This is a genomic window from Kitasatospora humi (assembly GCF_020907985.1).
Lineage (GTDB): Bacteria > Actinomycetota > Actinomycetes > Streptomycetales > Streptomycetaceae > Kitasatospora > Kitasatospora humi.
This window is the reverse complement of the sequence record NZ_JAJJPA010000002.1, coordinates 327,254-339,767: the sequence shown is the minus strand read 5'-3', so window position 1 is coordinate 339,767 and position 12,514 is coordinate 327,254. Positions and strand designations below refer to the sequence as shown.

Genomic DNA, 12,514 nt, shown 5'->3' with positions numbered 1-12,514 from the left:
GGCGGCCCGGGGGGCCGCCCTGGCAGCGGACTCCCCGCCGGGCCCGTGCGATCCGCCGAACAGGGCCGGGTGACCCGTGTACACCGGCAGCGGCCGCTCGGATGCTGGAGGTATGGCTCCGACGGCGACCGGCGCCCGAACCGATCGGCCGTCACCGCGTCACCCGCGTGGAAAGGACAGGTTCGGACATGAGTGAGACCGCCACCCCCAGGCTGCTGCACACCAAGCGCTGGAGCCTGCGCCTCGACATCTACGAGGAGGGCGACGTCACCAAGGTGCACGCCGTGCTCGACACCGGCGACAACGTCCTGGAGTCGCGCAGCGACGCCCACCGCAATCCCAACGACCCCATGGTGCCGGAGATCGGCGACGAGTACGCCGCCGGCCGCGCCCTGGTCGACCTCGGCTACCAGCTGCTGCGGGCCGGCATGGTCGACGCGGCCGCCAACGAGCCGCCGGCGCACGGTTGAGCCGGCGGCGCCGGGAACCGGCACGCCTCGGCCGTCCGGGCCGCGCCGCGGTGCGGTGCGGGAGGCCCTCTCGCCGCGGCCGGGTGCGGCGTTTCGGTGGGTCGGGCGGGTCCAAGGGTCCAACAGGTACGCCTCGCGGCCGGGTCCGCCGGGTCCGCCGGGTCCGGCACGTACGGCCCGCGGCCGGGTCCGCCCTGTCCGGTTCCGACGTGAGAGCGGCCGCGATCGGTGTGAGACTGGGCGCGGAAGGGGGTGATCCCCCGTGTCGGACCCACCGAACGCGCCCGCCGGCTCCGCCGTCACCGTCGCCGAGAGCCGATTGGAAGAGCTGATCGCCGAGGCGCAGACAGCGCTGCCGGTGCAGCTGCCCGGTCTGGGGAACCGGTGTGCTTCGGCCCTCGGCCTGGAGGCCGCGCTGATCTACCTCGTCGACCTCCAGCAGCAGCTGCTCATCCCGCTCGACGAGGCCATGGACAACCTGCCGGTGGACGGCTCGTCCGCCGGCGCGGCGTACCGCACGGTCTCACCGCAGGTGGCCGAGGCCGACGACGGCGTGACCGTCTGGCTGCCCCTGGTCGACGGCGCGGAACGGCTGGGCGTGCTGGGGGTGTGCTGCGTCCGGCTCGACGAGCCGCGGATGCGCCGCAGCCGGATGCTGGCCCATCTGTTCGCCATGCTGATCACCTCCAAGCGCACCTACAGCGACTGGCTCGCCGGCCTCAGCCGCACCGCGGCCATGCGGCTGCCCACCGAGATGCTGCGGGCCTTCCTGCCGCCCCACAGCGTCGGCAGCACCAGGTGCGTCTCGACCGCCGTGCTGGAGCCCGCGTACGAGGTCGCCGGTGACGCCTACGACCACACGGTGGTCAAGGACGTGCTGAACACCATGATCCTCGACTCCATGGGCCACGACCTGACCTCGGGTCTGACCACGTCGGTCGCCATGGCGGCGGCACGCAACGCCCGCCGCGGCGGCGGCAACCTGGCTGACGTCGTGATCTCCGTCGAGCAGGCGCTCGCCCGATGGCTGCCCGACCAGTTCTGCACCGGAGTGCTGTGCCGGCTCGACGCGATCACCGGAGTGCTGCGCTGGGTCAACTGCGGTCACCCGCCGCCGCTGCTCATCCGTGCCGAGCGGGTGGTCCACGGGGTGTTCGACAGCCCCCCGCAGCTGCCGATCGGTCTGGCCCTGCAACTCGCGCCGGCCGTTCGGCAGGTGCACGAGACGACCCTGGAGCCGGGTGACCGGGTGCTGCTCTACACCGACGGTGTCGTGGAGACCCGCGACACCGAAGGCTCGGAGTTCGGCCTCGACCGGTTCACGGACTTCATCATCCGCTCCACGTCCTCCGGTCAGCGCCCGGCCGAGGTGCTGCGGCTGCTCATCCGCGACATCCTCGAACACCAACGCAACCACCTCCAGGACGACGCGACCATCCTGCTCTTCGAGTGGCGCCCGCCCCGGTGACGGCCGGCCGGTCAGCCGGGCCGGTGGGCGACAACGGCGAACATCGTCACCGACAGGTGGAAGGCGCCCTGCGCGGCGGCGGCCGTGAGGTCGGCGTAGAGCAGGTCGCGCTGCTCCTCGGTGATCAGCTTCCGCGCCACGGCCGCCGAGCCGAGCCCCTGGACGATCGGCCAGGTGACGGAGCGGGGGTCGTGCAGCAGGACGTCCGCGCCGACGGTGTCGACGGTCAGACCCGCCCCGGCGAGCCAGCCCGCCAAGCGGCGCCCGGCATCCGGGGTGGCGGCGGTGGCCTGGGTGACGGTGGCCAGCGCGGGCCGGACCTCCGGGGCGGCCGGGTGCATGACGAAGGTTGCCCAGTCGGTGTCGAGCAGTGCGATCCGGCCGCCCGGGCGCAGCACGCGGGCCATTTCGGTGACGGCACGCGCCGGATCGGTGAGGTGCTGGAGGACGCGCTCGCACCAGACCACGTCCAGCTCGGCGTCGGGCAGCGGCAGCGCGAGCGCGTCGCCGGCCAGGAACCGGACCGGACTGCCGGCCTCGGTGGCGCGCTGCTCGGCGACGGCGCGCAGGCCGGGGTGGGGTTCGACGCCGAGCGCGGCGCCGTCCGGGGCGACTGCCGCCGCGAGCACCCGGGCCTCCGAGCCGGTGCCGCAGCCGACGTCCAGTGCCCGCTCGCCGGGACTGGCGGCAAGGCGCGCGTGCGCCCACTCGCGCAGCCGGCGCACCCCGGGGTTGGCCGCCTGGCTGTCCAGGGCGGCGATCAGCCGGGCGGTGACCGAGGAGTCGGCGTTGGCCGCGTGGAAGGCCGAGGTGGGGCGCGGGTCGGTCATGGCGCTCACTATAGGCGTGCGGGTCGCTCGTCGGCCCGGTTCCGCGCGCCGGCGCCGAGGAGTAGCCGCCGCTCGGACGGTGACCCGCCGGGATGCCCGCGGCGCGGCTACAGGAGCATCTCTTCGAACTGGAACTCCGGTGCGGTCAGCGGCTGTTCACTCCAGATGACCTTGCCCCGGGGTGGGTACCTGGTCCCCCACCGCTCGGCCAGCTGCGCCACCAGGAACAGGCCCCGGCCGCCCTCGTCGGTGGTGGCGGCGTAGCGCAGGTGCGGGGCGGTGCTGCTGCCGTCCGACACTTCGCAGACCAGGCTGCGGTCCCTGAGCAGCCGGACCCGGACCGGCGCGGCACCGTAGCGGATGGCGTTGGTGATCAGCTCGCTGAGGATCAGCTCGGCGGTGAACGCCGCGTCCCCCAGTCCCCAGGCGGTCAGCTGGTCGACGCACTCGTTCCGCACGCGGGACACCTCGGCGAAGTCGAACGGCACGTCCCAGCTGGCCACTTGGTCGCTGTCGAGCAGCCGGGTGCGGGCGATGAGGAGCGCCATGTCGTCGCTGCGGCGCGGCGGGAGCAGCGCATCGAACACGGTCTGGCAGAGGTCGTCCGGCGAGCGGGTGTCGGCGCCTGCCAGGGAGTTGCGCAGCACTTCGAGCCCGGTCCCCAGGTCGCGTTCCCGGTTCTGGACGAGCCCGTCGGTGTAGAGCACCAGGGCACTCCCGGGCGCCAGCCGCAACTCGGCCGTCTCGAAGGGCAGACCGCCCACGCCGAGCGGCGGTCCGGCCGGCAGGTCGACGAACTCCGCACCGCCGTCCGGTCCCAGCAGCACGGGCGGTGGATGACCGGCCCGCGCCATGGTGCAGTCCCCGGAGACCGGGTCGTAGATCGCGTACAGGCAGGTGACTCCGGTGACGGGCGCCCGCTCACCCTCGCCCTCGATGTCCTGCTCCCCCACGGCCGTCTCCACCTGGTCGAGGCGGGTGACCAGTTCGTCGAGGCGGGCGAGCAGTTCGTCCGGAGGCAGGTCGAGCGCGGAGAAGTTGAGCACGGCCGTGCGCAGGCGGCCCATGGTGGCGGCGGCGTGCAGGCCGTGGCCGACGACGTCACCGACGACGAGCGCCACGCGGAAACCGGGCAGCGGAATGAGGTCGAACCAGTCCCCGCCGACCCCGTGCAGCGCCGGCAGATAGCGGTAGGCCGCCTCCAGTGCGCTCAGCTCGGGCAGTCCCCGGGGCAGCAGGCTGCGCTGCAGCGTCTCGGCCATCCGATGCTCACGGGTGTACCGGCGGGCGTTGTCCACAGAGACCGCCGCGCGGGCCACCAGTTCCTCGACGAAGGCGAGGTCCTCCTCGTCGAACGGCGGGGAATCACCGGCCCGCCAGAAGTTGACCGTGCCCAGGGACAGGCCGCGCGCCCGCACCGGCGCGGTGATCAGCGAGTGCATCCCGAACGAGAGCACCCGGTCGGCGGCTTCCGGGGCGCGGGCCCGCCAGGCCCGCTCCTGGGCCAGGTCGTTGGCCAGCGCGGCGCGCCCGGTCTTCAGGGCGGTCTCCTCCGGGGTGCCCGGGAGCGGCCTGATCTCCGTGCCCACGGGCATGAACGGCCAGTCGTCGCCGCTGCCGCTGGTGGCCGTGCGGTGGATCCGCGGGCCCTGCTCGATGCCGAGGTCCGAGAACAGCTCCTCGCCGTGCAGCACCGGGTCGGCCAGCTCGACCGTGGCGAAGTCCGCGAAGCGGGGGACCGCCACGTCCGCCAGCTCCTGCGCGGTCCGTTTCACGTCCAGGGTGGTACCGACCCGCAGTCCCGCGTCGTAGAGCAGTTGCAGCCTGGCCCGGGCCGTCTCGGCCTGCCCGGCCAGTGCCCGCAGCTCGGTGGTGTCACGGACGGTCGCGACGCTTCCCGACTCTCCGCCGAACGGCGCGGTGGGGCGGTTGTTGACGGCGAGCAGCCGGTCCCCGGCCTGGTGCACCTCGTCGGTGGCAGCCCGCCCGGACGCCAGCAGCTCGGCCAGCGCGGGAGCGAGCCCGAGCTCGGCGACCGGCCGCCCCTCCACCTCGGGCGGCAGGTCGAGCAACCGCCGGGCCTCGTCGTTCGCCAGCAGCACCCGTCCGTCGCCGCCGACGATCACCACACCCTCGCGGACGGCGTGCAGCACCGCGTCATGGTGCTCGTACATCCGCGTCATCTCGGCCGGACCCAAGCCGCGGGTCTGGCGGCGCAGCCGCCGCCGCACCAGCACCGCCCCGCCGGTTCCCACCACGAGCGCGACCGCCGCGCCGCCGATCAGGACGGGGAGCTGCTGGCCCACCATGCTGCTGGTGTGCGCGACGGTGTAGCCGACCTGGACCACGCCCGCGACCGAACCGTCCGTCCTGTCGACCGGCGCGGTGCTTTCCACGACCCGTCCGATGGGCGCGTTGAAGCTGATCGTGATCGGCCCCTTGAATGCCTCCTGGTACGGGCCGATGACGTGCTTGCCGATCAGTGCGGGGTTGTCGGAGGTGTAGCGGATGCCCGCCGGGTTGGCGAAGACCACGTAGTCGAAGTGGCCCTTGGTCATGACCTGGTTCGCCAACGGCTGCAGCACCGCGGTCGGATCGGGGCCGTCCATCGCGGTCGCCACCATGGGGGCCTGCGCCAGGGCGACGGCCGCGACGCGCGTGCGGTTCTCGGCGTCATTGGTGGCGTAGTGCCGGGCCTGCAGCACCAGCGCCGTCAGCGCCGCGCCGACCAGCAGCACGACCACGGCCAGCAGCCACACGAACACCTGCCCGGCGACGCTGGGCGCCCGCAGCCGGGAGCGCAGCCGGCCCCGGGCGGACCGGTGTTCCTCTGGCCCGCCGGGCTCCGCGCTCCGAACGGCGTCACCGTTCGCTGCATCCATCCAGGCCGTCCCCGCGAATCCGGGTCTCAACTCCCTCCACGCTGCCACTCCGCCCGGAGATCTGCACAACGGGAGGTCCGGAAGGGTCGAGAAAAACCGCCCCGGCGCCGGTGCCGGACGCCCGGGCCTGCGAGTCCGGGACGGCGGGGCCGGGCCGTGGCGACCTGTCGGCCCGGCCGGCCGGCTGTAGGGTGCCTGGGTGATCGAGATGCCGGGGGCGTTCGTGCGGAGCACCATCGAGCGCGAAGGGGAGCGCGGAGCAGCATGGCTCGCCGGACTGCCCGAGCTGGTGGCCGAGCTGATGAACGGCTGGGGGTGCCGGACGGACGGCGAGGTCATGCACGGGGGTGTCGGGATCATCGTCCCCGTGCAGCGGTCGACCGGGGGGCCCGCCGTGCTGAAGGTGTCCTTCCCGCATCCCGGCAACGTCCACGAGCCGGACGCGTTCGCGGCGTGGGACGGACGCGGAGCCGTCCGGCTGTTCGAGCGCGATGACGACCGGTTCGCGATGCTGCTGGAGCGGGCCCGGGCGTCGACCCTGGCGGAGGTCGAGGACGGCGACGAGGTGGTGGCGGTCGCCGGGCGGATCAACCGCCGCTTGGCCATCCCCGCGCCGCCCGGCCTGCCCCGGTTGCGGGACCAGGCCGGTGTCTGGAAGGAGCAGTTGCGCAAGGACGCCGTGGAGTTGCCCCACACCATGCCGCCCCGCGCGGTGGACGCCGCCGTCATGACCGTCGATGAGCTGGGCCGCACCCAGCCGGACATCCTCGTCCACGGGGATCTCCACGCCCGGAACATCCTGCGCGCCGACCGTGAGGCGTGGCTGGCCGTCGACCCCAAGGGCTGTGTCGGAGACCCCGCTTATGACGGCGGCACGCTGCTCAAGTCCCGCGCGCTCGCGCTCCTCGAAGCGGGCGACCTGCGCAAGTCGGTCCACCGGGCCCTGGACGTCTTCGCCGAGGCTGCGGAACTCGATCGCGAACGCGTCCGGCGGTGGGCCCAGTTCCACGCCGTCCAGGCCGCCTTCTGGGGCCGCCGCCACGGCTTCCGGGTGGCCCGCAGCGGGCCATGGCTGGACCGGATCAACGAATTCGCGGACCACTTGGCGGAATTGCTCATCGGGCCCGCTCGGCCGTGACCTCCCTGGTGGCCGCCGGCCGTCGGTCGGCTCCCCACCCCGACGGCGAGGCTGGGACACTCGGCCGCCCCGGCGGACGCCCTTGTCGCTGAGTCGCGGTCCGTGCCGGCTGCCGCTCCTCGGCCGGCCGGCCTCCAGCGCACGGTGTCGAAGCCGGGCGGCCGGCGGCCAGAGCGGACCGCTGCACCACCCGTGGTGCCCGGTCGCCGTCGCGCCATCGGGCCGGGTCGCCGTCAGCCGGGTCGGTCGGCGGCGGTTCCGCCGGTGTCACCGAGGTCGTCGAGGTCGTCGAAGTCCCAGTGCAACTGGTCGATGACACTGATGACGCCGTTGATCCGGCCGGCCTCCTCGACCAGCCGCAGGGCGTCGGTGCGGGTGCGGGTGCGGCCGCCGAGGGTCAGGTGGCCGCGCTCGCACCGCACCAGCAGGGAGCTCGGCGCCACCCCGCTGCCCGGTTCCAGCGCCAGCCGCAGGGCCTCACCGCACAGCGCGTCGTCGTCCTGCCGCAGTGCCTCCAGCAGGTCGTGCACCGAGAGCAGCCCGACCAAGCGACCGTCGCGGTCGACCACCGGCAGATGGTGCAGGCGGTCCCGTCCGAGCAGCGCGGCCGCCTCGGCGATCGGCTGGTCGTCGCGGACGCTGACGGCCGGTCGGCTCATCAAGTCCTCGGCCCTGATCGTTCCGTTGACGCCGCTTCCGTCCCGCCCGGCACGGTACGCGGCCAGCAGGTCGGACGGGGAGACCACACCCACCAGACCGCCCCCGGCACGGATCACCGGCAGGATGCCGCGCCCGGTGGCGGTGATCGCGGCGATCATGGTGGCGAAGTCGGTGTCGGTGGTCACGGCGACTGCCGTCGGGCTCATCCAGGAGCGCACCTGAGCCTCGTGGGGCGCGGGGCCGCGCGCGGCGAAGGCGGCGGCGCCGTCCCCCAGTCTGCTGTCGTCCACGGTCGCTGACCTCCTTGCTAGCACCGGCGGCCGCCGCCGCAGCGGCTCCCGCAGCGGCCGGTGCCGGCGCCCCTCCCATCCTCCTCCCGCGTTCCCTGTCACCGCACCTCGCCGGGGCGCACCCAGCCGTCAGAGGTCGGCACGCGGCCCCCCGCCGAGCGCCGGCGGCCGCCGGCGGGCCCCCTCTCCGGCGCCGGGCAGCAGCGTTCTCCGGCTCCCGCTCAGGCGCCGGGCAGCAGCGTTCTCCGGCTCCCGCTCAGGCGCCGGGCAGCAGCTTGCGCACACCGTAGGCGGCGGCACCGAGGGCGAGCACCGCCGCGCCCCACGCCACCGACGCCGCCGGCAGCGCGAAGGCCAGCACGAGGCAGCCGACCGTGCCGAGGACCGGCACGATCCTGGGCGGGCGGCCCTCCTCGGGTGTCAGGGTCCAAGCGGAGGCGTTGGCGACGGCGTAGTAGGCGAGCACGCCGAAGGAGGAGAAACCGATCGCCCCGCGCACGTCCGCGACCGCCGCCAGCACGGCGACGACCGTGCCGACGGCCAGCTCGGCGCGGTGCGGCACGGCGAAGCGCGGGTGCACGGCTGCCAGGGCGTGGGGCAGGTGGCGGTCGCGGGCCATGGCCAGGGTGGTGCGGGAGACGCCGAGGATCAGCGCGAGCAGCGAACCCGTGGCGGCCACCGCCGCGCCGACCCGCACCACCGGGACGAGGCCCGGCGCGCCGGCCACCCGGACCGCCTGGGCCAGCGGTGCGGTGGCGCGGGCCAGCTGCTCGGGCCCGAGGACGGCGAGCACGGCGAGCGCGACGACGGCGTAGACCACCAGCGTGATGCCGAGCGCGATCGGGATGGCGCGGGGAATGGTGCGCCGCGGATCGCGGACCTCCTCGCCCAGGGTGGCGACGCGCGCATAGCCGGCGAAGGCGAAGAACAGCAGCCCGGCCGCCTGGAGCACGCCGTGGAAGCCGGTGTCCGCGCCGATCGCCCAGCGGCCGCTGTCGGCGGTGGAACCGGTGAGGCAGGCCGTGACGACCGCGGCGAGCACGGCCAGCACCACCGCGACGATCGCCCGCGTGAGCCAGGCGGCCTTCTGCACGCCGACGTAGTTGACCGCGGTCAGCGCCACCACGGCCGCGACCGCGACCGCATGGGCCTGGGCCGGCCACACGTAGGAGCCGACCGTCAGGGCCATCGCCGCGCAGGACGCCGTCTTGCCGATCACGAAGCCCCAGCCGGCCAGGTAGCCCCAGAAGTCCCCGAGGCGTTCACGCCCGTAGACGTAGGTGCCGCCGGACTGCGGATACCGCGCGGCCAGCCGCGCGGAGGAGGTGGCGTTGCAGTAGGCCACCACTGCCGCCAGGGCCAGACCGAGCATCAGCCCGGAGCCGGCCGCCGCGGCGGCCGGGGCGAGCGCGGCGAAGATCCCGGCGCCGATCATCGACCCGAGGCCGACGACCACCGCGTCGAACACGCCCAGCCGCCGTTGCAGCTGCGCCGCGCCGACCAGCGCCGACGGCTTTCCCATGACTCACTCCTCGGCGGCGCACACCCGCACCCCGCTGCATTGGCCGAACCCGGTACCGGACGACGATAGAGGAGTCCCCTCCCCCGACCTCCCGCCGCCCGGGACTCTTGGCAATCAACCGCACGCGAACCACAATGAGGTGGCCGGACGGCAGCCGGTTGATCCTGGGAACGTCGGAGGATTCCTTGACCGAGCGCGGTGTCGGCCAGCGCGGTGTCGGCGAGCACGGTGTCGGTCAGCGCGGTGTCGCGGTGCAGGACTACCCGCAGCCCGACGGGTCCGCACCGAGCTGGTGAGGTCGGTGGGCGGGCCCATGCTCGCGGGTTCCACGGATCCGCTCGGTGGTGCCCCTCCAGCCCGGCTAAGTCCGGTTACCGGGCAGTGGCCGGCATCGCCCCGGACTCCCGTCCGGCGGCCGACTCCAGGCGGGCGGCGAGGTCCTCGGCCAGGCGGGCGGACGGGCCGCGCCGCCGGCGGGAGAGCGCCAGGCCGAGGTGGCGGCGCGGGGTGGGGTCGGCGAGCGCTCGGGCGACCAGCTCCGGATGGTGGGTCAGGCCGATCTCGGGGATCAGCGCGATGCCGACGCCGGCTCGGACCAGGGACTGGGCGAAGTCGTAGTCGGTGGCGGTGCAGGAGATCCGCAGCTCGACGCCGACGAGTTCGGCGTGCCCGGCGAACTGCGCGGCGGACTTGCGGCAGCCCAGGATCCAGCGCTCCTCCTCGAGCTCGGCCAGCTGGAGCGGCTCGGTGCGGGCGGCTGCGGGGTGTTCGCGCGGTAGTACGACGCGCAGCGGGTCGGGCCCGAGCGGCGTCCAGTCCAGGCCGGAGCGGTCGCCGGGCCGGGCGGGCGGCGGGCCGTCGAAGTGGTAGGCGAGGGCGAGGTCGGCCCGGCCCTCGCGGACGGCGGGCAGGCTCGCCTCCGGCTCCTCCTCCAGGACGGACAGCTCCACTTCCGGGTGGTCGGCCAGGAACCGGGCCAGCACTCCGGGCAGCAGCCGCCGGCCGGCGCTGGCGAAGGTGGCGACGGTGAGCGCCGTCCGGGCGACGGCCAGCCGCTCGATGCGCTGCTGGGTGTCGGCCAGCTCGGCGGCGATCGCGTCGGCGGCTTCGACCAGCAGGCGTCCGGCGTCGGTGAGGGCCACCCCTCGGGTGGAGCGCTCGACGGCGGGCGTGCCGAGGCTGCGTTCCAGGGCGGCGACCTGCTGGGAGACGGCGGAGGGCGTGCAGTGCAGCACCTGGGCGGCCCGGTTGAAGCTGCCGAGCCGGGCGACCTCGCGCAGCACGGCCAGCCGCTGGACGTCGATCAACAGTTCTCCTTAACACGTGATGCCGAAGTGAAGACTACTGCTGTTGATCGGCGGTCGGCAGACTCGGCGGCCCGGAGAGGAACCGGAGAGGAAGGGCTTGGCGATGGATGTCTGCGTGATCGGCGGTAGCCGGTACTTCGGGCGGCGGCTGATCGGGGAACTGCGGGACGCCGGGGCGCGGGTGACCGTGCTGAACCGGGGATCCGTGCCGCCGCCGGAGGGCGTGCGGTGGCTGTGCGCCGACCGGGACGACGAGGGGGCGCTGCGGGCCGCGCTCGGCGACCGGCGGTTCGACGTCGTGGTGGACCAGGTCTGCTACACACCCGTGCAGGCGGCGATCGGGGCGCGGGTCTTCGCCGGGCGGACCCGGCGGTACGTGCTGACCTCCACGGTGGAGGTGTACGCGCAGACCGGCGGGGCGGGCCCGCTCCCGGAGGCGGCGGTCGACCCCGCGGGCTGGCCGGTGAACCAGGAACTGCCATGGAGTGACCAGGACTTCGTCGCATCGCACTATGGCGAGGGCAAGCGCCAGGCGGAGGCGGTGCTGATGCGGGCGGCCGCCTTCGAGGTGGCCCTGGTGCGGACCGCCCACGTGGTCGGCGGAGCCGACTTCACGGGACGGCTGGCGCACTACGTGCACCGGATCGAGCACGGGCTGCCGGTGGCGGTGCACGCCGCCCCGCAGCCCGCCTCGTTCATCCGGGATGACGAGATCGCCCGGTTCCTCGCCTGGGCCGCGGGGGCCGACTTCACCGGCGCGGTGAACGCGGCCTCGCACGGCGCGCTGGACGTGCGCGAGCTGTGCGAGGCCGTCGGCCGGGTGGTGGGCGCCGAGCCCCGGCTCGTGGTGGGCGCGGGCTCGGCCCTGTCGCCGCTGTCCTTCGACCGCTGCTACCCGATGGACAACGGAAGGGCGCGGCAGCTGGGGTTCCGGTTCTCGGTGCTGGACGACTGGCTGCCGCAGGTGATCGAGGAGGCGCGGGCATGACGGGGAGTCGACTGCCGGTGGGGACCATCGGTCTGGGCGCGATGCCGCTCTCGGTGGAGGGGCGGCCCGGCGAAGGGCAGGCGATCGCGACCATCCACGCCGCGCTGGACGCGGGAGTTCGGCTGATCGACACCGCCGACTGCTACCAGTGGCACGCCGATGAGCTGGGCCACAACGAGCGGCTGGTCGCCCGCGCGCTCGCCGCGTACGGCAGCGGCACTGCCGAGGTACTGGTCGCCTCCAAGGGCGGGCGCGGCCGCCCGGGTGACGGATCGTGGACGGTCAACGGCCGCCCGGAGCACCTGCGGCGGGCGGCCGAGGGGTCGGCGGCGCGGCTGGGAGTGGCGGCGATCGGCCTCTACCAGTTGCACAAGCCCGACCCGGAGGTGCCGTTCGCGGAGTCGGTGGGCGCGCTGCGGGAGTTGGCCGAGGCGGGGACGATCCGGCTGGTGGGGCTCTCCAACGTGGACTGCGAGCAGATCCGGGTGGCCCACGAGATCCTGGGCGAGCGACTGGTGTCCGTGCAGAACCGGTTCTCCCCCGCCCACCAGGTGACGCGGGACACGCTCGACCTGTGCGCCTCGCTGGGATTGGCGTTCATGCCGTGGAGTCCGCTCGGCGGGATCTCGCCGAGTGCGGTCGACGACCCCGGCGCGGCTGTTCCGGCCGGCGGCACCCCGTTCCACGCGGTGGCACGTGCGCATGGCGTCAGCCCTCAACGGGTCTGCCTGGCCTGGCACTTGGCGCAGGCGCCGGTGGTGCTGCCGATCCCGGGCGCGCGCCGACCGGCGTCGATCCGCGATTCGGCGGCGGCAAGCCTGCTGCGGCTGTCGACCGAGGAGCTGGCCCTGCTGGGCGGTTGACGGGGGCCTGCCGGCACGTGTGCCAGGTGCTCCTGGGCCTGGACGGGCCGCCATGGCACGGCCGGACCCGTCCGGGCGCACCTCGGCCTCCGGCCC

General features: G+C 74.4%; 10 protein-coding genes. 5 read left to right on the top strand and 5 right to left on the bottom strand.

Annotated features, from left to right (window positions below):
• The first annotated feature begins 188 nt into the window (after positions 1-188).
• Together LN042_RS03960 and LN042_RS03955 are read left to right on the top strand one after the other, a co-directional pair.
• A complete protein-coding gene (locus LN042_RS03960; RefSeq protein ID WP_230048409.1) occupies positions 189-470 on the top strand; it encodes a dsRBD fold-containing protein in 282 nt (93 codons plus the stop codon).
• Positions 471-732: 262 nt separating this feature from the next.
• A complete protein-coding gene (locus LN042_RS03955; RefSeq protein WP_230048407.1) occupies positions 733-1,938 on the top strand; it encodes a PP2C family protein-serine/threonine phosphatase in 1,206 nt (401 codons plus the stop codon).
• An 11-nt stretch (positions 1,939-1,949) separates the two neighbouring features.
• Here the strand turns inward: LN042_RS03955 and LN042_RS03950 are convergent, their stop codons facing one another.
• Both LN042_RS03950 and LN042_RS03945 read right to left on the bottom strand, forming a co-directional pair.
• A complete protein-coding gene (locus LN042_RS03950) occupies positions 1,950-2,768 on the bottom strand; it encodes a methyltransferase domain-containing protein (protein WP_230048405.1) in 819 nt (272 codons plus the stop codon).
• Between the two features lie 107 nt (positions 2,769-2,875).
• Entirely contained in the window at positions 2,876-5,650 is a 2,775-nt protein-coding gene (locus tag LN042_RS03945) for a SpoIIE family protein phosphatase (protein ID WP_230048403.1), read from the bottom strand.
• A 199-nt stretch (positions 5,651-5,849) separates the two neighbouring features.
• Here LN042_RS03945 and LN042_RS03940 point away from each other — a divergent pair, with 199 nt between their 5' ends.
• On the top strand, positions 5,850-6,788 hold the full coding sequence (locus LN042_RS03940; RefSeq protein ID WP_230048401.1) for an aminoglycoside phosphotransferase family protein: 939 nt from the start codon (positions 5,850-5,852) through the stop codon (positions 6,786-6,788).
• A 233-nt stretch (positions 6,789-7,021) separates the two neighbouring features.
• Here LN042_RS03940 and LN042_RS03935 read toward each other — a convergent pair whose 3' ends face one another.
• From LN042_RS03935 to LN042_RS03925, 3 genes are all read right to left on the bottom strand, one after another.
• Positions 7,022-7,738, bottom strand: a complete 717-nt coding sequence (locus LN042_RS03935; RefSeq protein ID WP_230048399.1) for a CBS domain-containing protein — start codon at positions 7,736-7,738, stop codon at positions 7,022-7,024.
• A gap of 256 nt (positions 7,739-7,994) precedes the next feature.
• On the bottom strand, positions 7,995-9,260 hold the full coding sequence (locus LN042_RS03930; protein WP_230048398.1) for an APC family permease: 1,266 nt from the start codon (positions 9,258-9,260) through the stop codon (positions 7,995-7,997).
• Positions 9,261-9,631: 371 nt separating this feature from the next.
• Entirely contained in the window at positions 9,632-10,567 is a 936-nt protein-coding gene (locus LN042_RS03925) for a LysR family transcriptional regulator (protein WP_230048396.1), read from the bottom strand.
• A gap of 103 nt (positions 10,568-10,670) precedes the next feature.
• Here LN042_RS03925 and LN042_RS03920 point away from each other — a divergent pair, with 103 nt between their 5' ends.
• Positions 10,671-11,555 carry an NAD-dependent epimerase/dehydratase family protein gene (locus tag LN042_RS03920; RefSeq protein ID WP_230048394.1) on the top strand — a complete coding sequence of 295 codons (885 nt, stop codon included), beginning with the start codon at positions 10,671-10,673 and terminating at the stop codon, positions 11,553-11,555.
• Entirely contained in the window at positions 11,552-12,418 is an 867-nt protein-coding gene (locus tag LN042_RS03915) for an aldo/keto reductase (RefSeq protein WP_230048392.1), read from the top strand. Before LN042_RS03920 ends, LN042_RS03915 begins: the two co-directional genes overlap by 4 nt.
• The last annotated feature ends 96 nt before the right edge of the window (positions 12,419-12,514 follow it).

Bases quoted from the DNA above. Each gene is read 5' to 3' on its own strand.
- LN042_RS03930 (WP_230048398.1), bottom strand. From the start codon at position 9,260: ATGGGAAAGCCGTCGGCGCTGGTCGGCGCGGCGCAGCTGCAACGGCGG.
- LN042_RS03950 (WP_230048405.1), bottom strand. From the start codon at position 2,768: ATGACCGACCCGCGCCCCACCTCGGCCTTCCACGCGGCCAACGCCGAC.
- LN042_RS03945 (WP_230048403.1), bottom strand. From the start codon at position 5,650: ATGGATGCAGCGAACGGTGACGCCGTTCGGAGCGCGGAGCCCGGCGGG.
- LN042_RS03920 (WP_230048394.1), top strand. From the start codon at position 10,671: ATGGATGTCTGCGTGATCGGCGGTAGCCGGTACTTCGGGCGGCGGCTG.
- LN042_RS03915 (WP_230048392.1), top strand. From the start codon at position 11,552: ATGACGGGGAGTCGACTGCCGGTGGGGACCATCGGTCTGGGCGCGATG.
- LN042_RS03960 (WP_230048409.1), top strand. From the start codon at position 189: ATGAGTGAGACCGCCACCCCCAGGCTGCTGCACACCAAGCGCTGGAGC.